Source organism: Xanthomonas sp. NCPPB 2250 (assembly GCF_056725265.1).
Window position 1 is genome coordinate 3,834,481 of record NZ_CM161520.1, and the last position, 21,936, is coordinate 3,856,416.

The window sequence follows — 21,936 nt, forward strand, 5'->3', positions numbered from 1 at the left end:
GGCCGCTACCTTAGGCCGCCGCCTGTGCGGAGACTATTACACCGTCGCCGCGGCCGCCTGTCCCGGGACGAATACCGCGCGCACGCAACCGTCGTGCTTGTGCTTGAACATCTCATAGCCGCGCGCCGCTTCGTCCAGCGGCACGCGGTGCGTGGCCAGGAAGCGCGTCCTGAACGCACCGCTGCGGGCTAGGTCGAGCAGGCGCGGCACGTAACGCTGGCCGTGCTGCTGCGCGGTGCGCACGGTCAGGCCCTTGTTCATCACCGCGCCCAGCGGGAACTTGTCCATCAGGCCGTACACGCCGAGGATCGACAGCGTGCCGCCCTTGCGGCAGGCCAGGATCGCCTCGCGCAGCGCCTGGCCGCGATCGGTGTGCAGATGCAGCGCCTGCTTGACCCGGTCGTAGGCGTAGCCGAGGCCGGTGCCGTGCGCCTCCATGCCGACCGCGTCGATACAGGCGTCAGGACCGCGTCCGCCGGTCATTTCGCGCAGCATCTCGACCACGCTGTCGACGGCGCTGTAGTCGATCACCTCGTTGCCGAGCACGTCGCGCGCCAGCGCCAGGCGCTCGGGCAGGCGGTCGATGGCGATGACGCGCTCGGCGCCGAGCAGACGCGCGCTCTGCTGCGCCATCAGCCCCACGCCGCCGCACCCCCACACCGCCACGGTCGCGCCGGGCTGGATGTCGCAGAAGTCGGCGCCCATGAAGCCGGTGGGGCCGGCGTCGGACAGGAACAGTGCATTCTCGTCGTCCACTTCCTCCGGGATGGCGAAGCAGCCGACGTCGGCGTGCGGCACGCGGATGAACTCCGCATGCGAGCCGGCGTAGCCGCCGAAGGCATGGGTGTAGCCGTAGATGCCGGCGGTCGGATAGCCGAGCAGCGGCTCCTGCAGTTCCCAATTGGGATTGGTGTTGTCGCACAGCGAGAATTCCTGGCGCCCGCAGTGCCAGCACTCCCCACAGGAGATGAACGAGGGCACCACCACGCGTTGGCCGACGCGCAGGTTGCGAACCTGCGGCCCGACCTCGACCACTTCGCCCATGAACTCGTGGCCGATGATGTCGCCTTCGCGCATCGTCGGCAGGTAGCCATCGATGAAATGCAGGTCGGAGCCGCAGGTGGTGCTCAGGCCGACTTTGAGGATGGCATCGCGCGGATTGACGATGCGCGGGTCGGGGACCGTCTCCACCCGCAGATCGTTGACGCCGTTCCAGCACAGTGCGCGCATGGCGGACTCCTACTGTTGGTGGTGGTCGAGCCCGCGCGCGGACGGGTTGTCGCGCAACGTCGGCACTTCGCCGCACTCGATCCAGGCCTTGAACCGGTGCAGCACCTTGCCGACCAATGCATCCGGCGCGGCACCGACCAGCTTGGCCACGGCCTGGGCGACGATGCCGCCCTCGACGCGGTACTCCACCGCCAAGGTGGTTTCGCAGCCGAATCCATCCGGCGCTGCACGCACGCTCAGCGTGGTCTGCAGCTGCAATCCGTGCTCGCCGCTGCCGACATAGCTGACGGATTCGCCAAGACAGGCCTCGCCGCGTCGATAGTCCAGCTCGAGGTGGCGCTCCAGCGGCAGACGCAAGCGCCATCGGGAGGCGTAACCGTCGCCGGACTGCAGCTCGGCCAGGCCAGACAGGACCTGCTGCTGCACGCTCACGTCGCACCAGGCATCGAGGATCTGATGGGGTTCGCCCAGCATGCTGAGCGTTCGCACCAGGCGCGTGCCGTCCAGGGTGACGGCCGCGTCGGTCTCCGGGGATTCGCGCATGGGAAAACTCCTGGCAGGACCGGAACGATCGCGGCGCGGATCGCGGCGCCTCGGCCGCGACCCGAAGCGCGGCTCAGCGGGTAGAACCGGCCGGCGTCGCGCCGGCGCTCTGCAACTGCTGCGCCTTGGCCAGGTGCTCGGCCACGTGCGTGCGCGTGGTGCGCAGATGCGCAGCCACATCCGGCGTCTTGGCCGCGGGGATCAGGGTACTGTCGAGCATCTGCAGGGCGGCCTGATGATCCTTGACCATCGCCGCCACGTAGGCCTGCTCGAAGCGATCGCCTTCCAATGCCTGCAGCTTGCCGGCTTCCGCCTTGCCCTTCTGCAGTTGCTGCTGCGCCGGCGCTGCCTTGGTGTCGGGCCCCCAGGGCGCGATCTTGGCGTTGTTGTCGGAGTGCTCCTTGACCATCTGCATGGCGTAATCGCGCACCGGGCCCTTGACCTGCTTCTGCAAGGCCAGATTGCCGGCGCCGATCTCGCTGGTGTTGATCGCCGACAGCACGCCGAGCACCAGCTTTTCGTTCAGCGCAGACGAGCGCGCGCCTTGTATCGCAGGCGACGTCGGCGACGCAGTCGTTGCCGGGGTTTGCTGCTGCATCGCGCCGGGATCGCGAGCGCCGGCCTGGCCGGACGTGTCGCTCTGCGCGTGGGCCAGGCCGATGCCGAGGACCGACAGCAGCGCCAGGGAAAGACCGGAACGGTAATGACGCATGACAAATTCCTTTGCATGACAGGTGGCGCCCATGCTCCGCGGCCTCTCGTGAGCGCATGGTTGAGCGTGGGTGCAGGCGATGCGAAATGCTGCGGACGCAAAGACATCAAGGCACCCGCACCATCGCTGCGCAGCAATCCTGTGATGCCTGCACCGATTGACGCCACCGCGATCCGCAGCTCACACCGCACAACGCGCCGCAGCCCACGCTGGGACGACACCACGTCCGGAGCACAGCACATGGCACAGCGACATCTCCCGCTCGCGCAACAGGTGATCGTGATCACCGGCGCCTCCAGCGGCATCGGCCTGTGCACCGCGCTCCTGGCCGCCGAACACGGCGCCCGGCTGGTGCTGGTGGCGCGCAGTCGTGACGTCCTCGACGCGACCGCGCAGACCATCCGCGATGCCGGCGGCGAGGCGATCGCGGTGACCGCCGACGTGGCCGAACGCACGCAACTGGACGAGGCCGCGGCGGCGGCGATCCGGCACTTCGGCCGCATCGACACCTGGGTGAACAACGCTGGCGTGGCGATCTACGGCAAGCTTGCCGACGTGGACGAGCGCGACAGCAGGCGCCTGTTCGACGTGAACTTCTGGGGCGTGGTGCATGGATCGATGGCCGCGCTGCCGCATCTGCTCGCCGCGCGCGGCACTCTGATCAACCTGGGCAGCGAAGCCTCCGAGGCGGTGCTTCCGCTGCAGGGCATGTATGCGGCGTCCAAGCACGCGGTGAAAGGCTTCACCGACACGCTGCGCATCGAACTGGAGCATCTCGACGGCGCGCCGGTGTCGGTGGTGCTGATCCAGCCGACCGCGGTGAACACGCCGTATCCGCAGCATGCGCGCAACTACCTGCGCGAGGAACCCACGCTGCCCAAGCCGATGATCGCACCGCTGCGGGTGGCCGAGGCGATCCTGCACGCGGCCGAACACGGCGGCCGCGACGTCAAGGTCGGCCTGCTGGCCAGCGCCAATGTGGCGATGACCCATCTGCTGCCGCGCCTGGCCGACCGGCTCTCGGCGCTGCGCAGCGAACAGCAGCGGCAGGCACAGCCGGCACGCGACCCGCTAGGCACCCTGTACCGCGCAGGCGAGAGCGGCCGCATCCACGGCGACTGACCGCAAACGCGCCGCGATGCCCTATGGCAAGCAGCGCAGCAACAGCACGCTGAGGCTGGCCAGCGCCAGCAGCGACAGCGTACCGGCGGCGAGCACGCGGCCGCCGGACGCGAGCACCATGCGCAGGTTCACCGACAGGCCCAATGCCGCCATCGCCACCAGGGTGAACAGCAGCGACAGCGCTTGCGCCGCCTCGATCACCGGTGCCGGCAACACGCCCAGCGCGCGCAGGCCCATCATGCCGACGAAGCCGAACACGAACCACGGCACCAGCGCGTGCGCCGGGCGCCGCGGCGCCGTCGTCGACCCGCCGCGGACCAGCCCCAGCAACAGCATCACCGGCCCCAGCATCAGCACCCGCATCAGCTTGACCAACGCCCCCACCTGCGCGCTCACCGCCCCCACCGGCACGGTCGCCGCCAACACCTGCGGCACCGCGTAGACGGTCATGCCGGCGAGGATGCCGTAGTGCCGCTGGTCCAGGCCAAGCAAGGGCACTGCCAGCGGCAGCAGCAGTACCACCAGCACGCCCAGGGCGGCGGTGAACGCGATCGAGGCCGCGACGTCGTCGAAATCGGCATCGATCACCGGTGCGGCGGCCACGATCGCCGAATTGCCGCAGATCGCGTTGCCGCAGGCGACCAGCGTCGCCAGCCGCGACGGCAGCCCCAGCGCGCGGCCGATGCCGTAGCCGAGCGCGATCGCCAGCAGCACCACCGCGGCGATGGCGGCCAGCAACAGACCGCCGGCCGCGCCGATGGCGCCGATGCCGACCGAGGCCCCAAGCAGCACGATGGCCAGTTCCAGCGGCAGCTTGGCGGCGAAGGCGATGCCGGCGTGGCTGGATGGGGGCAGCCGCCAGGCCGTGCGCAGCAGCGTGCCGAGCACGATCGCGAACACCAGCGCGTCGATCCAGCGCCGGCCCAGCCACTGCAGTTGCGCGCGCTCGGCCAGCCAGGCCAGCGCCGCCACCGCGATGGCCAGGCCCAGGCCGGGCAGCAAGGTCGAAGGTCTGTGCAGTTGGGTGCGCATGGCGGCGATCCGGATCGAGTGGCGGCAGATTGCGCCCACGGACCGTTTCGATCCATCGCATAATGGCGCACATTTCATTCGATCTTCCCGAACGGTCTCCGCATGACCCTGGAACAACTCACGCTGTTCGTGGCGGTGGCCGAGCGCCAGCACCTGACCCTGGGCGCGCAGGCGGTGCACCGCACGCCCTCGGCCGCCAGCGCCGCGATCAAGGCACTTGAGCAGCAGTACGGGGTGGCCCTGTTCGACCGGGTCGGCCGCGGGCTGGTGCTGACCGCGGCCGGCGCGGCGTTCTGCGCCGACGCCAAGGCGATCCTGGCGCGCAGCCGCGCGGCCGAACTGGCCCTGAGCGAATGGCGCGGCGTGCTGCGCGGCACGCTCGATCTGCACGCCAGCCAGACCGTGGCCAGCTACTGGTTGCCGACCCGGCTGATGGCGTTCCATGCGCGCTATCCGCAGATCGAGATCCGCCTGAGCGTGGGCAACACCGACAGCGTGGCGTGCGCGGTGCGCGAGGGACGCGCCGAACTGGGCTTCGTCGAGGGCCGGGTGCAGGTCCCGGAACTGCTGAGTTCGCCGCTGGGCCACGACCGGCTGCGCGTGGTCGCCGCGCCTGGCCATCCGTTGGCCGGGCGTCGCCGCCTCGGGCTGGCACGGTTGGTCGCCGACAGCACCTGGATCATGCGCGAACCCGGCTCGGGCACGCGCTCGGCGTTCGAGACGGCGCTGCGCGCCGCCGGCATCGCCCCCGAGCGCCTGCGTGTGGCGCTGTCCCTGCCCTCCAACGAAGCGGTGCTGTCGGCGGTGCAGGCCGGGCCCAGCCTGGCGGCGATCTCGCAGCTGGCCGCGGCGCCTTGGCTGGAGAGCGGCCGCCTGCAGCCCCTCGCCGTGGCCCTGGGCGAACGTACCTTCCATGCCCTGCGCCACCGCGAACGCAGCCTGGGTGCGGCGGCGGCCGCCCTGCTCGGCTTGCAGGCCCCATCTACCGCGGCCTGAGCCTCGCGTGGGCGACGGTCGACGCGGCGCGCGATATCCATTCCAAAACGAGATAGCCCTCGGCAAATGCTTCATTGGAATGGAATGCCTGGCGCTTCTATCCTCGCTCTCGGTCTCTCGCGCGCCAAGGCAGCGGAAGGGGAATGTCCGCGGCGCCGCCAGCGGACATGCCACGCACGCCCCGCCACGTCGACAGACACGCCATCGAGGACAGCGATCGGGACAGCCTGCAGCCCTGCATGACGCCCTGCCGATGCCTCCAGGACCGGGTTTCCCGGTCCACGCCAATTTGATCGGTCACTTTTTGTCCTGGGAGGGAACAAAAATGCCTTTGGAACAGTCCCGTCGCCCGGTCGGCCGGCGCGCGCACCGCCCTGCTGCCCGCACCCTGCTGGGCGCGGCCATCGTCCTGGCCCTGTCCGGCAACTTCGCCGCGCAGGCGCAGAGCGCCAGCGCCGATCCGGCGGCCGCGCCCCCGGCCAGGACCGATGCCACGACCGACGCCAAGAACGGCCAGCAACCGGTCACCCTGGACAACGTGATGGTGGTCGGCCAGCGCGCCAGTCTGGAACAGGCGGTGCAGGCCAAGCAGCTCGACGACCACGTGGTCGAGGTGATCTCCGCCGACAACATGGGGCAGATGCCCAACGTCACCGTGGCCGAGGCGCTGGTGCGCCTGCCCGGCGTCAACGGCACCCGCGACCGCGGCAACGAGAGCCTGGCCACGGTACGCGGCCTCGGCCCGCGCATGACCATGGGTACGGTCAACGGCCGCGAGATCGCGTCCTCCGAACCCAACCGTGCGGTGCGCTGGGAGGTATTCCCCACCGAGATCGTCTCCACCGTCAAGGTCTACAAGACCCCGTCGGCGGACCTGATCGCCGGCGGCATCGCCGCCACCGTGGACATCTCCACCATCAACCCGCTCGACCATACCGGCCCGACCTTCGTCGCCACCGGCGGCCCGGTCTACTACGACGAGGCCAAGGACGCACGCGACTACTCGCCGTGGGGCCAGCGCCTGGGTGCGAGCTGGATCCACCGCATCAACGACAATCTGGCGGTCGCGCTCGGCGCCACCTACCAGAAGCAGAAGAACGCCGGCGTCTCGATCGGCAGCTGGGGCTACACCGATGCCAGCAACGCGCGCGACGTCGATGGCGACGGCAAGGTCGACTACACCCCCTGGGGCGCGGCCGACCAACTCAAGCTGACCGAGCAGACCCGCACCGGCGCCATGGGCACCGTGCAGTGGCGCTCGGGCAACCTGGAACTCAAGCTCGACGGCCTGTACTCGCGTATCCGCATCGACGAGGACCAGCGCCAGAACTGGTTCAACAACCTCGGCTACAGCATCTACTCGGCCAGCAATCCGTACACCACGCCCGGCTCGTCCTACACCATCGTCGATGGCGACGTGGTCGCCGGCACCCTGGCCAATTCCAAGCTGCAGGTGGACCACGTCGTGGCCCGCTACGACGAGGTCAAGACGCTGGCGGCCGGCGGCCTCAACGCCAAGTGGCGCGGCGACGTGTGGACGCTGGGCAGCGACCTGTCGTTCTCGCAGGCCAAGCGCGACAACGACTGGCGCGCGGTGCGCTTCGGCAGCAACCCGGACACGGTGTCGTTCGACTTCCGCCACGGCGTCACCCCCACCATCAGCACCAGCTCCGATGCGCCGGAATGGGGCATCAGTGGTCAGACCGAGCCGCAGGCGCTGCGCGACCGCATCGCCGCGCTGGCGCTGAGCGCCAGCCGCGCGATCGAGGATTCGCCGGTCACCGCGCTGGAGTTCGGCGCGCGCGCTTCGCGCCGCGAGAAACAGAACCGCCACTTCACCAGCTTCCAGTCGGGCTACAGCCAGCCCATCTCGGCCTACCAGGACCTGATCTATCCGGTGACGATGCCGGACTTGAACGTGCCGACCCTGACCGGCGGCGACCTGGACGCGATCGCCAAGCTCGGCTTCGGCGGCTTCGATCCCAGCCTGGCCGCCGAACAGCGCCTGGACCACTGGAACGTCGAGGAGAACGTGCGCGAGGCGTTCGCCAAGGCAGTGTTCAGTACGCAGTGGTTCGGCGTCGACGTCACCGGCAACGCCGGCGTGCGCGTGGTCCACACCGACACCGACAGCCATGGCTACGACACCGTCGGCGGCGTGGTGCAGCCGAGCAGCGCCGGCAAGACCTACACCGACGTGCTGCCCAGCGCCACGGTCAACTTCCTGATCGATCCCGAGCGCATCCTGCGTCTGTCGGTGGCCAAGGTGATGGCACGGCCGCCGCTGGACGAACTGCGCACCGGGCGTGCGCTCGACGATCCCAACACCACCGTCGGCCAGCTCACCGGCAGCGGCGGCAACCCGCAGCTCAATCCGTTCCGCGCCACCCAGCTCGACCTGTCCTACGAGTGGTACTTCCACAAGGAGGCGCTGGCGGCGCTGGCGCTGTACCGCAAGTGGGTGGATTCGAGCATCGGCTACAAGACCCAGCACGAGACCATCGACGGCCGCGACTACCTGATCAGCGGCCCGTTCAACGGCGGCGGCGGCTACATCAACGGCGCCGAGCTGACCTTCCAGACCCCGTTCTTCTTCATCCCGCACCTGGAGAACTTCGGCATCTACTCCAACTACTCGTACGTGGAATCCAACCTGCACGAGTTCTCGCCGGCGGACAATCCGCTGCCGCTCAGCGGCCTGGCGCGCAACACCGGCACGCTGGACCTCTGGTACAACAACAGCAAGTTCGAAGCGCGGATCGGCTACAAGTACCACAGCCCCTACACCGTGGTGTACGGCTGGAACGCGGCGCGGCTGGCGCGGCTGGAGAGCGAAGGCACGGTGGACCTGAGCCTGGCCTGGCGCTACAGCGAGCACCTGGGCTTCAAGTTCCAGGTCGGCAACCTGACCAACGAACCGCTGCGCGCCTACAGCGACAACAAGCGCAACCGGCTCGCCAACCAGGACGACGGCGGCTACCAGCTGTTCGGCCGCCGCTTCGCCCTGGAAGCGACCTACACGTTCTGAGCCGGTGGAGACCCGTATGCGATCCAAACGCACCTGGCTGCCGGCGCTCGCGCTGGCCCTCGCTGCCGCCCTCGCTGCCGCCCTCGCCGCGCCCCTGGCCGGCGCCGGGACGCTGTACCTGGGCGCCGACCTGTCCTACGTCAACGAGATGGAGGATTGCGGCGTGCAGTACCGCGACCACGGCACGCTGCGCGACCCGTTCGAGCTGTTCCATGCGCACGGCGCCAACCTGGTGCGCGTGCGCCTGTGGAACGATGCGCGCTGGACCCGCTACAGCGACCTGAGCGACGTCAAGAAGACCATCCGCCGGGCGCGGGCGCAGGGCATGCAGGTGCTGCTGGACTTCCACTACTCCGACGACTGGGCCGACGGCGACAAGCAACTGATCCCCAAGGCCTGGGCGTCGATCACCGACCAGGACGAACTGGCGCGCACCCTGTATGGCTTCACCTACGACACGCTGAGCGCGCTGGACCGCGCCGGGCTGATGCCGGAACTGGTGCAGGTGGGCAACGAGAGCAATTCCGACCTGATGGACAGCCAGCCCTGGGACAAGCGCCGGCCGATCGACTGGACCCGCAACGCCAAGCTGTTCAACGCCGGCATCAAGGCGGTGCGCGACGCCGGCGCGCGCTCGACGATCAAGCCCAAGGTGATGCTGCACATCGCCCAGCCGGAGAACGTGGAGCCGTGGTTCGCCGACGCCGCCAAGGCCGGCGTGCGCGACTTCGACTTCATCGGCATCAGCTACTACCGCAAGTGGTCGCGCGAGACCATGGACCAGCTCGGCGCCACCATCAAGCGCCTGCGCCAGCGCTACCCGGCCGAGGTGATGGTGGTGGAGACCGCCTATCCGTGGACGCTGGAGAGCGGCGACCCCTCGCCCAACCTGCTCGGTGCCGACTCGCTGATTCCGGGCTACCCCGCCACCCCGCAAGGCCAGTTGAAGTACCTGGTCGACCTCACCCAGTTGGTGGTCGACAACGGCGGCAGCGGCGTCGTGTACTGGGAACCGGCCTGGACCAGCAACACCTGCAAGACCCGCTGGGGCGTCGGCTCCTCGTGGGAGAACGCCAGCTTCTTCGATTTCCGCCACGGCAACGAGCTGCTGCCCGGCATCGGCTTCATGCAGCACGCCTACCGGCCGGCCCCGGCGGCGGCCGCGGGCACCACCGCCGCGCCCGCGCAGGACGCGCGGCCATGATCGAACTGAGCCGCCGCGACCTGCTGCGCTCGCTGGTCGCCGGCGGCGTGCAGGTGGCGGTGCCCGGCGCGGCCGCAGCGCTGGCACCGGCCGCGCTGGCCGCCACGCCCGCTGACAGCACCGCCATTGCGCCGCTGCCGCTGGATCTGGACGACGACGCGCCGCGCCAGCGCCTGCTGTGCGATGGCGGCTGGCGCTTCCATCTCGGCCACGCCGACGACCCGGCGCGCGACTTCAACTTCGGCACCTTCCAGCGCACCTACGCCAAGGCCGGCAAGGACACTGCCGACGCCGCCCTGCTCGGCTTCGACGACAGCGCCTGGGAACGCATCGACCTGCCGCACGACTGGGCGGTGGCGCTGCCGCCGCGGCAGGACCCGACCTCCACCCTGGTCAACGGCGACGACCCGGCCGCCGCGCATGGCTACACGCCGCTGGGCCGCACCGATCCGCAGACCAGCATCGGCTGGTACCGGCGCGTGCTGGAGATTCCAGCCGAGGATCTGGGCAAGCGGATCAGCCTGGAATTCGACGGCGTGTTCCGCGACTGCATCGTGTTCTGTAACGGCCACATCGTCGGCCGCAACGGCAGCGGCTACTGCGGCTTCGACGTCGACCTCAGCGACGTGCTCGATTACGGCGCCGAAAACATCATCGCCGTGCGCGTGGACGCCACCCTCGGCGAAGGCTGGTTCTACGAGGGCGCCGGCATCTACCGCCACGTCTGGCTGCGCACCACCGATGCGCTGCACGTGCCGATGGACGGCGTGTACGTGCGCAGCGCCTGGGACGGCGGCGACGCGCAGGCGCTGGTGGAGACCGAACTCGGCAACAACGGTCCGACGCCGCGGCAGTGCAGTGTCGTCTCGGTGATCCGCGCGCCGGACGGCCGCATCGTCGCCCAGGCCAGCTCCGCGCCGATCACCGTGGAACCGGGCGTGGTGCAGCGCGTGCAGCAGACGCTGGAGCTGGGCACGCCCGCGCCGTGGTCGCCGGAACACACGCAACGCTACACCCTGTCCACGCGCCTGCTCGGCGACGGCCGTACCTGCGACGCGACCACCACCCACTTCGGCGTGCGCCGCCTGCAGTTCGATCCGCAGCGCGGGCTATTGCTCAACGGCGCAGCGTACAAGCTGCACGGCACCAACAACCACCAGGACCATGCCGGCGTCGGCACCGCCATTCCCGACCGCCTGCACGAATGGCGCCTGCGCCAGCTGAAATCGATGGGCTGCAACGCCTACCGCAGCGCGCACAACCCGGCCTCGCCGGCGGTGCTGGAGCTGTGCGACCGGCTGGGCCTGCTGCTGATCGACGAGACCCGGCGCATGTCCTCCGACGACGAGGCCATGGCCGAACTGACGTCGATGGTGCGGCGCGGCCGCAACCATCCCTGCGTGATGCTGTGGTCGCTGGGCAACGAGGAACCGCAGATGGTCACCGCGCGCGGCGCGCGCATCGTCGCGCGCATGCAGCGCCTGGTGCGGCGCCTGGACCCGACCCGCCCCACCACCTTCGCCATGGACAAGGGCTTCGACGACGGCGTCGGCCAGGTCGTGGACGTGGTCGGCTTCAACTACCGCACCACGCAGATGGACGCCTTCCATGCGCGCCATCCGCAGATCCCGGTCTACGGCAGCGAAACCGGCAGCACCGTCGGCGTGCGCGGCAACTACCGCACCGACGACGTGCGCGGCTATGCCCGCGCCTACGACCTCGACTACCCCTGGTGGGCCAGCAGCGCCGAAGCCTGGTGGAGCTATGTCGCGCAGCGCCCGTACATCGCCGGCGGCTTCGTCTGGACCGGCTTCGACTACCGCGGCGAGCCGACCCCGTACAACCGCTGGCCGAACGTGGCCTCGCAGTTCGGCATCCTCGACAGTTGCGGCTTTCCCAAGGACAACTACTGGTACTACCGCGCGCAGTGGACCGCCGAACCGGTGCTGCACCTGTTCCCGCACTGGAACTGGGACGGCCTGCTGGACGAGCACGACAACGGCATGGTCGACGTGTGGTGCCACAGCAACCTGGACGCGGTGGAACTGCTGGTCAACGGCGTCAGCCAGGGCCTACAGCAGGTGCCGGCCTACGGCCACGTCGAGTGGCGCGTGCGCTACGCGCCCGGCCGCATCGAAGCGCGCGGCTACCGCGGCGGCAAGCTGGTGCTGACGCAGCGCCGCGAGACCGTGGGCGCCCCGGCCGCGGTGCGCCTGCGCTGCGAGCGCGCCACCCTGCTGGCCGACGCCGAAGACATCGCCGTGGTCGCGGTGGAAATCATCGATGCCCAGGGCCGTATCGTGCCCACCGCCAGCGACACCGTGCGCTTTACGGTTCACGGCCCCGGCCGCCTGATCGGCGTGGGCAACGGTGACCCGTCCAGCCACGAAAGCGACAAGGCCGACCACCGCCGCGCCTTCAACGGCCTGTGCATGGCCTTGCTGCAGACCACGCGCACGGCAGGCAAGCTGACACTGGAAGCCACGGCGCCGGGCTTGGTACCGGCGCGGCTGGCGCTGCCTGTGGAACGCGCGCTGTCGCGTCCGTTCGTGGCGTAGCACCGGGCGCCTTCGCTGAGGCGAAGGCGCGGCGATAGCCACGGGGGTACCTGCGACGCCGAGGTGCGCGCCGGCAAGCGGGTGCGGCGCTGCGCCTCAGGCCTCCTGCAATCCGGGCTTGCCGTGGGCGATGGCATAGCGCCGCCAGCTCTGCAGCGTTCCGTTCGGCTGCATCACCTGGTCCAGCGTCTTCATCTCGCCGATCCACGCATCGCGGCGCACGTCGCACAGCAGATAGCCGCGCTTGTCGGTGCTGGCCTTCAGATGCGGACTATGCCGCAGCATGTTCTCGGCCACCGCGTCCTCGCCGAGGCCATCGGAGCCGGAGGTGATCGAGGTGGCCAGCAACTCGCTGGAGACGATGCCGGAATCGGCGTTGTCCTGCAGCAGGTCGCTGGCGAAATGGCGATGCGCGTCGCCGCAGGTGGTGACCACGTTGCCGAAGCCGACCCGCTGGATGTGGTCGAGCAGGCGCCGGCGGCTGGCCAGATAACCCGACCACTGGTCGTCGGAATACTCCACCTTGCCGTTCTTCTCGATCGCGTAGTTGCCCAGTGCAACCTGATGGGCAATGGTGTGCCAGCGCGGCGCCGCGTCGGCCAGGCCGTCGAACAGCCACTGCTCCTGCGGCTGGCCCATGATGCTGCGCGCCGGCGACTGCACCTGGTCGCCCTGCGCCATGTCGACCTGCTTGCTGCGGTACTGGCGGGTGTCGAGCAGGTGCAGGTCCATCAAGGTGCCGTAGCGGGCGCGCCGGTACAGCTGCATGTGGCCGTCGCGCGGAAACGCGGTGCGGCGCAGCGGCATGTTCTCGTAGTACGCCTGGAACGCCTGCGCGCGCCGCAGCAGGAACACTTCGCTGGGGGTGTCGTCCTGGTCTTCGGCGCCGGCCCAGTTGTTGTCCACTTCGTGGTCGTCGAAGGTCACGAACCACGGCGCGGCGGCATGCGCCGCCTGCAGATCGGCATCGGACTTGTACTGCGCGTAGCGGCGTCGGTAGTCGTCCAGCGTGTAGATTTCCGGACCGACATGGTTGCGCAGGTTGGTGAACGGGCGGCCGTTCATCGTGCGCGGGCCGGGTCGCGCTGCGCCTTCGTAGATGTAGTCGCCGTAATGGAAGACGAAATCCAGCGGCTCCTCGGCAATGCAGCGCCATGCGGTGTAGTGGCCTTCCTCGTAGTGCTGGCAGCCGGCAACAGCGAAGCGCACCCGCTCCACCTTGGCGTAGGCCGCGGGCAGCGTGCAGGTGCGCCCGACCGGGCTGGCGTGATCGCCGATCCTGAAGCGATACCAGTACGGCCGGCCCGGCGACAGGCCGTCCAGTTCGACGTGCAGCGCATGGCCCAGTTCCGGATGCGCCAGCGACGATCCACGCCGCACCGATTTGGCGAACTGTTCGTCGGCCGCCACCTCCCAGTCGACCACCATCGGCCGCGTCGGCATCCCGCCGCCGTACACCAACGGCTCGGTCGCCAGCCGCGTCCACAGCACCACGCCCTCGGGCGAGGGGTCGCCGGAGGCCACGCCCAGGGTGAACGGCGTGGTCGCGAAGCGTGGCGACGCAAGCAGGTTGCGGGGGAGCAAGCTCTTGGCATCGGTCTGCGTGGCCAGCGCGGAGGCGGTCTGCATCCAGGCGCCGAACGCGGAAAGCCCGGACAGGGCAAGAAAGCGCCTGCGATTGAAGGTACTCATGGCGATCGCCTCAGTTGTAGATCACATGGAAGTAGAAGAAACGGCCGTAGTCGTCGATCTCGGTGCGGAAGCGCCCATTCGGGCCGGTGCTGTAGGTCGGCTGCGTGTTGAACAGGTTCTTGGCCTCGTACTTGAGCGTCACGTGCTTGCCGATCCTGTGGCTGAAGGCCAGGTTGAAGGTCATGTATGGGTCGTAGTACGAATCCAGCCACTGCGTATCGCCGAAGTCGACCAGCATGCGGCTGCGATAGGTACCGGAAAAGCGCAGTTGCGCGCTGTGCCAGGGCATGCGCCAGATCAGCGAGCCGTTCAACGACCAGTCCGGCTGGTACAGCAGGCGGTCCAGGCGACGCTGGCTGCCGTCGGTGATGGTGTAGTTGGTCCGGCCTTGCAGACGGGTCGCGTTGAAATACATGTCCAGGTGCTGATTGCCCCAGCGCAGGTTGCGGTTGGCGACGGACAGTTCGACGCCGCGCAGGGTGGACTGGTCGGTATTCATCGGCTGGGTCACCCGATAGCGGATGTCGCCGATGGTCTCGTAGGTAGTCAGGGTGTAGATGTCGTCCTTGATGACCTTGTCGAACAGCGCCACCGAGACCAGGCCGTTGTTGCCGTTGAAGTACAGATCCCAGGCCAAGTCGAGATTGGTGGCGCGACGCGGCTTGAGACCCGCGTTGCCCTGCTGGATGGTGCAGACGTTGCCGCCCTGTCCGTCGTCGCCGCAGTTGGTCTGGGTCGCCTGGGCGATGTTGCTCGGCGTCGGCCGGCCCAGCGTGCGGCTGGCCGATGCGCGCAGGCGCTGGTCGTCGGTGAGCCTGAAGGTGGCGTTGAGCGACGGCAGCACATTGGCGTAGCCGCCCGTGTTCTTGCGCAGGTCGGCGCTGTAGGTCGCGCCGCCGTCGCCGCTGAAGGGGCTGTACGCGTCGAAGCGGGTGTGGTCGTAACGCAGGCCGCCGATCAGCAGCAGCCGCTCCCACGCATAGTGCGCCGAGACGTAGGCATTGCCGATGTCCTCGACGTACTTGTAGTCGCTGGTGAGGTTGGCGTTCGGGTAGGCGGCATTGTTGTTGCCCAGCGTCGGCAGCAGCTGCTCGGTCCACAGGCGGTTGTCGATCAATGGGAAGCCCGGCACGCTGCCGACCAGGGTCGCGCCGGGATACAGATAGCGATTGAGCGTGGCGCTGGTCTTGTAGTAGGTGAAGTCGATGTTCTGCCAGATGTCCAGGCGCCGGTACTCGGCGCCGGTGGCCAGGCCGAAGCCGCGCGCGTCGGCGTCGATGTTGTGGGTGAAGTCCACGCGCACATCGTCGATGCCTTCCTGCGCGTCGCGCGGGGAGATGTAGGCCTGCGCCGGATTGAGCTTGAACGCCGAAGTGGTCAGCAGGCTCGGATCGGATACGCCGACCGCATTCGGAAAGCCGTTGCCGTCGTTGGCGTAGTCGACGAACAGCCTGCTGGGATACGCGCGCACGCCCCAGTAGACCTGGGTGTTGTCGAACGTCTCTTCGGTATGGCCGGCACGCAGACTGAGCCGCGAGCGCTCGCCCACGTCCCAGTCGAAGACGGCGATGGCGCCTCGGTTGCTGCGATCCCAGCGGTCGTGCCGGTTCTTGATGTAGATGCTGTTGATCTGGGTGGTGCCGCCGTCCTCGCTGACGTTGCGGATCGGAAACTTCGGGTTGGAGTACAGGTCGGTCTTGTTCATCGTCGAGTTCTCGTAGAACCGGTACGAGTACAGGAGCAACGAGGCGTAGAACGGATCCTGCGACGGCTTCCACTCCAGTTTGGCCGATCCGCCGAAGTTGGTGATGTAGTTGGTATAGGTGCCGGTGCTGAAATTTCCCGGCGCGCGCAGGCCGTTCCAGCCGGCGGCCGCCTCGGGATCGGTGGTGCCGTCGGTCAGGTACTTGCCTGCGCCATCGAAGTAATAGTTCGATTCCACCCAGCGCTTGATGCTGTTGCGCGAGCGTTGTTCGTAGCGCGCCACCGCCACGAAACCGAACTGCTGATCGGCCCCGAACTGGTTGGAGAACACTGCCTTGGCGCTCTTGCCGAGATGCCCCAGCGTCTTGTGGTCGCCGCCGGCGCTGCGGCCGACGTCGGTTTCGGCGGTGGAGTAGATGCCGGCGAGATCGGCGAAGACGTAGCGGCCCGAGCGGTCGAAGGCGCTGCGGCTGACGATGTCGATCACGCCGCCGATGGCGTCCGGCGCCTGCTCGGCGCTGAAACTCTTGTAGATGTCGGTGCGGGTGCCGATGTCGCTGGGAATGAGCTGCAGGTTGTTCATGCGCTCGCCGGAGCCGCTGCCGCCCACGCTGGCGATCGCGATCCCGTCGATGGTGGTGTAGTTGAGGTTGGGCTGCACGCCGCGCACGGTCACGTAGCGCGGCTCGCCCGCGTCCTCCACCGCGCTCACCCCCGGCGCCGCCATCAGGCTCTCGGCCAGCGTCTCGTCGCCGTAGCTGTCCATCTCGTCGTAGATCACCGAGTCCTTGATGCCCGGTGCCTGCTTCTTCTGCTCGATCACCTCGTGCGCGGCAATCACGTTCACCGCATCCAGCGTCGGCGCGGCGCTTCCCTGCTCCGTGCCCGGCTGCGGCGTGGCCGTCTGCGGCACGTCGCGTGGTGGCGCAGGATCGATGGCGATGACGTTGCCGTCCACCACCGAATAGCGCAGGCCGGTGCCGGCCAGCAGTGCATCCAGTGCCTGCTTGATTGTCGACCCCGCCGCCACCGCGCCGCCCGTGCGCGGGGGGCCGCTCGGCGAGTAGAGGAACTGCACGCCCGACGCACGCGACAGCTGCTGCAGCGCGCGGCTCAGCGGTTGCGCGGCGATCGGCGCGGTGATCTTCGCGGCGAGCGCATCCGATGTCGCGGTCTGGGCCTGGCCGAGAAAGGAGTGGGAGAGGACGATGGCCAGGGCGATCGACAGGGAGAGCGGCTTCCGCATCACGGTTCCTTGAGGGAGAGAGGATGTCGACGCCGCGTCGCGGAACGACAGCGGCTTCTCCTTAAGAAAGAGCGGGCAAGCGGCGGAATGGAGAACGCGGATTCGATGAATTTTTTCTGACAGCGTCCGCGGCATGCTCAGCGGCTGGAGACGCGCACCGTCTCGCCATCGCGGTGCACAACGAAGCGCGGGTCGCGCTGCAGGAAGGCCTGCAGGGCCGAGACCCGGTGCGCATCCAGGCTGCCGGACAGGCGCGCCGATGCAGCCGCCTGGTCCGCGATCACCACCTGCACCGCGTTGTGGCGATTGAACGCCTGCGCGACCTCGTCCAGGCGTTCGTCGAGAAAGGAGATCTTGCGCTGCTGCCAGTCCAGCAGCATCGAGGCCGGCATGTTCAGCGGTCGCACCACCCGGCTACCGTGATCGACCGCGGCCACCCGACCGGCGTCCAGACGCGTCAGGCAACGCGCATCCTCGCCAGTGCGGCAGACCTCCACCGCGCCGGACACCACCCCGATCCGGGTGTCCTGCAAGCGGCGCGCGACGTCGAACACGGTGCCGATGTCGCGGATGTGCAGTCCGTCGACCTGCACCTGGAACGGGCGCCGGTCCGCTGCGATGTCGAAGCTGGCTTCTCCCCTCAGCAGTTCGGCGCGCCGGGCCAGCCATCCCATCCGCACGCGCACGACGCTGTCCGCGTTGAGCCGCACCCGGCTGCCATCGGCCAGGGTGAACGCGCGCAGTTGTCCGTGCCCGGCCTGCAACAGCAGTTCCGGCGATTGCAGATGTGCCAGCAGGACGCCCAGCGCGATCGCCACGCAGGCCGCAGCCGCGACCGCCGCCTGCCAGCGCCGGTGCGGACGCCGGGTGGCCGGCGCGGTGCGCGGTTCCGCGCCGGAGAACAGCGGCACGACCTTGGCGCGGAGCGCAGGCGTGGCGACGGTGCCCTGGCCGGCCGCCGCATCCTGTTGCCGCCGCGGGCGCATCGCCTGGCCCACTTCGCGATGCAGGCGCGAGGTGCGCAGGTACTCGCGCACGTGCTCGGGCGAACGCTGCATCCACTCCAGGAACGCCAGGCGCTCGGGCTCGCTCAACGGCGCCGCACGATGACGCAGGAACCAGGACGCCGCCTGCTCGGCCACGGTGTCGTCCATGGAGGGGGGCCGTTGATTCATGCCTCCCCCCGGCTGCGCAACCTCGCCCTGCACGCCTGCAGGCCCCTGCCGATATGCTTGCGCACCATATGCACGGACACGTCCATCCGCGCACCGATCTGCTGGCATTCCAGTCCGTCGCGGTAGTGCAGTTCCATCATCTGGCGGGTGGTCGGCGGCAGTTGCGCGATGGTGTTGCGGATCTCGCTCCATCGCTGCCGGCGCTCGAACTCGCCCTCCACGTCCTCTTCGCTTTCGAGCACCTCGGCCAGCAGTTCGACATCCTCCAGCGGCGGCAGCGCAGCGCGCGAGCGCGCATGTTCGCGCGCCAGGTTGGCCGCCACGGTATAGAGATAGGCTTCCGGATTGGCGACGGCCTCAGCGCTCTCGCCGGTGCTGCGCAACAGGCGCAGGTAGACCTCCTGCGCAAGATCCTCAGCGTCCTCGGCCTGCGAGCCGCGGCGCAGGAAGAAGCCACGCAGCAGGCGCCGCCGCAACGCATAGCTCTTCTCCCATACCCTCGCGCCACTCACGACCGCTCCAACCGCGTCCAGAGATGGAAACAGGTGATCTTCCAGGGGCAAGATGACGCGGCCATTGCATGGCCGGGTCAGTGCAGGCTTTTTCTGGCCTTGTTGCAATCGGCATCCCGACAGTGCCGCGCGCGGCTGCCGAAGTTCTTCCTGTCGTCAACAGGCGCGAGACGTGCGGAGAAACACCCCAGCGGGCGACTTCGCTCAGGCGCGTGTTCGAAACACCCGACGCAGCGCTACAAGGCGCAGCACATGCCCCAAATGGTGATGTCCCGAAGTGCGACACGTCACGCCACGTACGATCTGTTGGTCACTCTGAGGACGTGGCTAGGATTGCAATAAAGATCGTCAACTCGGAGCGCTGTGTTGTAGCCGTCACCAGCCAAACCGTTCTGTTCGTGGTTAACTGCCCCGGCGGCCTGATCTTCTTGGGCAACGGCATCCGTCCCGCTACGAAGTGACAAGGCCGATCACCGTCGAGCCTTCAATGCTCCATGCATTGCCTTGCTGCAAATTACCCGCACAGCGAGCACGCTGACGTTCAGCGCGTCCAGGTCGTACGGGTAGCGCTTGCCCTGCGTTCGAGGGCACGGCGCCTGGGTTTACATCGCGCAACTTGCGCTACTAGTCGAACATGCCGGATCGCGCTGTTCTAGTGCAAATGCCGCCGTGGCATGCGATGAGATGCAAAACACACGCTCTTTCAGTGTTCCTCTTAGCACAAGCAGGTCAGCAAGAACCCAAATTGTTAATGCTGCGCCCCTCTACAGCGAACTCTTGCAGCTCAGCAATGCCGTCATTTTTCAATTACACAGACTGCAATAATCTGCAATTGCCCTGCCTATTTTCGCAATGACAGCCCAAACAACATATAGCTCTACACCCAAGGATCCAGCGCACCTCTCACTATTGTTATCCACCCAACTTCAAAATGGCGCCAGGCTCGCAGCCTGGCGCCAACTAAACCATTAGACACGCAACTCGGCCAATTTAATAACCGGAGTACGACCAGACCTGATTAGCATCGCCAGTACATTCCCAAATATACGTCTTAGATCCATTGGTTGAACCACGCGCGGGATCAGCAAGACATTTGTTACTGGCAGCGCTTCGAACCTCACCAATCAATTGCCACTGCTGATGCACCCCATTGTTACACGTCCACATTCTGATGCGAGTACCGTTACTTGATTTCCCGTCGGATGCCTCCAAGCACTTGCCAGCAAACTGGATTGAACCATTCCGTCCTAGCTTCCACTTCTGCTGCGGGAAACCATTGCAATCCCAAAGCTGGACTGCGGCACCATCTGCAGTCGACCCGCCTTCCACGTCCAAGCATTTACCATCGATCCCTCTAATTTCGCCGCTAGTCGGCTCATAACTCCAACGCTGCTGACGATTTCCCAGCCACTCCCACAACTGCAACTTATTTCCGTTAGCACTAGACCCGTCAATAGCATCCAATACTTTTCCACCAACCCCCACAATTGATGCACTAGTAAAAAACCATTGCTGATTCTTACCTGCGAGGGGGTCAAACAATTGCAACAGCGAGCCGTTAGCAGTGCCATAGCTCACTACATCAAGTACACGCTGACTTGGCACACTCCTAAGGTAACCAGTCTCTAACTCCAGCGACCACACCTGCTGCTGATTACCATTACAAGAATACTGCTGAATGGGAGATCCATTTCCGGTAGCTGCGCCTTCGACATCCAAGCATTTGCCTCCCATGCCGATAAGGGCACCAAATATCGAAGGGGGTGAGGTAGGTGTCGTAGGAGGAGGCGTTGGAGTCGTAGCATCCGGAATTTTTGAGAGCACAATTCCAATAGGAAAATCCTTAGTGCACGAACTAGTATTAGCCGTTCCAGTCTTATACCAACCATCAGGAATTGGCGACCATGAACATACAACCACACCATTGGTGGGAATTTGAATGAAGTATCTCCCCAAATTGCATGTTTGCCCATTACTACCATACACCTGAGTAATTACATATCCGGCCGGCACAGGGGAGTCAGCACAGATGGCCATATTATTTTTCGGCAACTCATAACGCCGCGTTGAAAATAACGATCCACAAGGCAAATAATTGCTATCACTCGTGAAAACATAACCAGATGGCGTCGGACTATTTCCGCATGCATACATCCCATCTCGAGCTTGCTCAATTACAAACGTACCCGCCAAGCACCCCTGAGAATTAGAGTCATTTCTTGTGATTAAATAATTTTTCGCGATTGGCGAATCTGAGCATATAGTAATTCCATTACGCGCTGCATTGATTCGAACACGCGCCTCTCCGCAGGAAACCGTGTTATTGTTCCCAAAAGGGGTAATCACGTAAGGATCGGGTATTGGTGAACTGCGGCAAACCAATTTATCTTCAGAGGGCAGTTCTAGCTGCCAAGCCAATCCTGAGTCGCAACTGCGGTCTTGTCTCTGGGATGTCTTTACGTAGCCCTTTGGGATAGGACTATTAGAGCAGACCTGCACTTGTGCCAATGCTTTTTCAGCGCACGCCAAAGAAAGAAGAAACACAGCCAAAATTATAAAATAAACTCTACTCATTCCATCCCCCGTTACTGACCTTCCGGGCCAGTACGCTCCATAATAAGATGCCCAAGAATCACTCCCCGAACACCACCGAAAACCATGGTAAAAAACTTAAATATAAAAAATCCCAATGGAACTCACCCACCCCCTTTCATTGAAATATTCAACCCAAAGCTCAGTTAGCCACCTACCCAAAGATAAAATGCCAAAGATATTCTTCGGCTATCATACCGAATCACCTTTTATGCAAAGAACCTATCAAGCCCGCTCAATTCAGACTTTGCAACTGAGCACGCTACAACTCTTACTCTCCTACAGAAAGCAATGAACAGAATTAATTGCAACCCTAAAGCACCCCGCCCCACCTAAAAAACCGAGCCCCCACCTTGACGCAACATACTAAATTCGAGATCAAATCATCAAAGCGCTTAAAAAAAAGAGCCAGTGGAGTCACTTTGATGCCCTCCCGGACTCAATGGAGCTCTACAACTTCAGCGGCGGACGCGGCGATGGCAGCCCTCGCCAACTCCAGTTGGACTGAGACCTAGCGCTTGAGCACAGTCAGTCGCAAATTTTCTAGCGGGTCGGCTTAAACTTGGCGAACCAGAGACACGGGGAAGCTA

14 protein-coding genes are annotated in these 21,936 nt (G+C 66.2%); 5 read left to right on the top strand and 9 right to left on the bottom strand.

Features of this window, described 5'->3' with window-relative positions:
• Window positions 1–36: 36 nt before the first annotated feature.
• From AC1PMG_RS15340 to AC1PMG_RS15350, 3 genes are all read right to left on the bottom strand, one after another.
• On the bottom strand, window positions 37–1,230 hold the full coding sequence (locus tag AC1PMG_RS15340) for a zinc-dependent alcohol dehydrogenase (protein ID WP_481109456.1): 1,194 nt from the start codon (window positions 1,228–1,230) through the stop codon (window positions 37–39).
• Window positions 1,231–1,239: 9 nt separating this feature from the next.
• Complete coding sequence (locus AC1PMG_RS15345; protein WP_481109457.1) at window positions 1,240–1,773, bottom strand: hypothetical protein; 534 nt, start codon at window positions 1,771–1,773, stop codon at window positions 1,240–1,242.
• A gap of 73 nt (window positions 1,774–1,846) precedes the next feature.
• Window positions 1,847–2,485, bottom strand: coding sequence for a DUF4142 domain-containing protein (locus AC1PMG_RS15350; protein ID WP_481109458.1), 639 nt, complete (start codon window positions 2,483–2,485; stop codon window positions 1,847–1,849).
• Between the two features lie 240 nt (window positions 2,486–2,725).
• Between AC1PMG_RS15350 and AC1PMG_RS15355 the strand changes: the two genes are divergently transcribed.
• On the top strand, window positions 2,726–3,607 hold the full coding sequence (locus AC1PMG_RS15355; RefSeq protein ID WP_481109459.1) for an SDR family oxidoreductase: 882 nt from the start codon (window positions 2,726–2,728) through the stop codon (window positions 3,605–3,607).
• A 21-nt stretch (window positions 3,608–3,628) separates the two neighbouring features.
• Here AC1PMG_RS15355 and AC1PMG_RS15360 read toward each other — a convergent pair whose 3' ends face one another.
• Window positions 3,629–4,639 (bottom strand): YeiH family protein, encoded by a 1,011-nt coding sequence (locus tag AC1PMG_RS15360; RefSeq protein WP_481109460.1) that lies wholly within the window; start codon window positions 4,637–4,639, stop codon window positions 3,629–3,631.
• A 102-nt stretch (window positions 4,640–4,741) separates the two neighbouring features.
• Here AC1PMG_RS15360 and AC1PMG_RS15365 point away from each other — a divergent pair, with 102 nt between their 5' ends.
• The 4 genes from AC1PMG_RS15365 (at window position 4,742) to galA (ending at window position 12,425) form a co-directional block, all read left to right on the top strand.
• Complete coding sequence (locus tag AC1PMG_RS15365) at window positions 4,742–5,635, top strand: LysR family transcriptional regulator (RefSeq protein WP_481109461.1); 894 nt, start codon at window positions 4,742–4,744, stop codon at window positions 5,633–5,635.
• A 325-nt stretch (window positions 5,636–5,960) separates the two neighbouring features.
• Window positions 5,961–8,663, top strand: a complete 2,703-nt coding sequence (locus tag AC1PMG_RS15370) for a TonB-dependent receptor (RefSeq protein ID WP_481109462.1) — start codon at window positions 5,961–5,963, stop codon at window positions 8,661–8,663.
• Between the two features lie 16 nt (window positions 8,664–8,679).
• Window positions 8,680–9,867, top strand: coding sequence for a glycoside hydrolase family 53 protein (locus AC1PMG_RS15375; protein WP_481109463.1), 1,188 nt, complete (start codon window positions 8,680–8,682; stop codon window positions 9,865–9,867).
• Complete coding sequence (galA, locus tag AC1PMG_RS15380) at window positions 9,864–12,425, top strand: beta-galactosidase GalA (protein WP_481109464.1); 2,562 nt, start codon at window positions 9,864–9,866, stop codon at window positions 12,423–12,425. The genes AC1PMG_RS15375 and galA overlap by 4 nt, the downstream gene beginning before the upstream one ends.
• A gap of 96 nt (window positions 12,426–12,521) precedes the next feature.
• On the opposite strand, the gene AC1PMG_RS15385 is transcribed toward galA, so the two are convergent.
• From AC1PMG_RS15385 to AC1PMG_RS15405, 5 genes are all read right to left on the bottom strand, one after another.
• Complete coding sequence (locus AC1PMG_RS15385; protein WP_481109465.1) at window positions 12,522–14,117, bottom strand: alkaline phosphatase D family protein; 1,596 nt, start codon at window positions 14,115–14,117, stop codon at window positions 12,522–12,524.
• 10 nt (window positions 14,118–14,127) lie between these two features.
• Window positions 14,128–17,067 carry a TonB-dependent receptor gene (locus tag AC1PMG_RS15390; RefSeq protein ID WP_481109466.1) on the bottom strand — a complete coding sequence of 980 codons (2,940 nt, stop codon included), beginning with the start codon at window positions 17,065–17,067 and terminating at the stop codon, window positions 14,128–14,130.
• A gap of 137 nt (window positions 17,068–17,204) precedes the next feature.
• Complete coding sequence (locus tag AC1PMG_RS15395) at window positions 17,205–18,242, bottom strand: FecR family protein (protein WP_481109467.1); 1,038 nt, start codon at window positions 18,240–18,242, stop codon at window positions 17,205–17,207.
• Entirely contained in the window at window positions 18,239–18,754 is a 516-nt protein-coding gene (locus tag AC1PMG_RS15400) for an RNA polymerase sigma factor (protein ID WP_342073419.1), read from the bottom strand. Before AC1PMG_RS15400 ends, AC1PMG_RS15395 begins: the two co-directional genes overlap by 4 nt.
• A 990-nt stretch (window positions 18,755–19,744) precedes the next feature.
• Window positions 19,745–21,328 (bottom strand): RICIN domain-containing protein, encoded by a 1,584-nt coding sequence (locus AC1PMG_RS15405; RefSeq protein ID WP_481109468.1) that lies wholly within the window; start codon window positions 21,326–21,328, stop codon window positions 19,745–19,747.
• Window positions 21,329–21,936 lie beyond the last annotated feature (608 nt).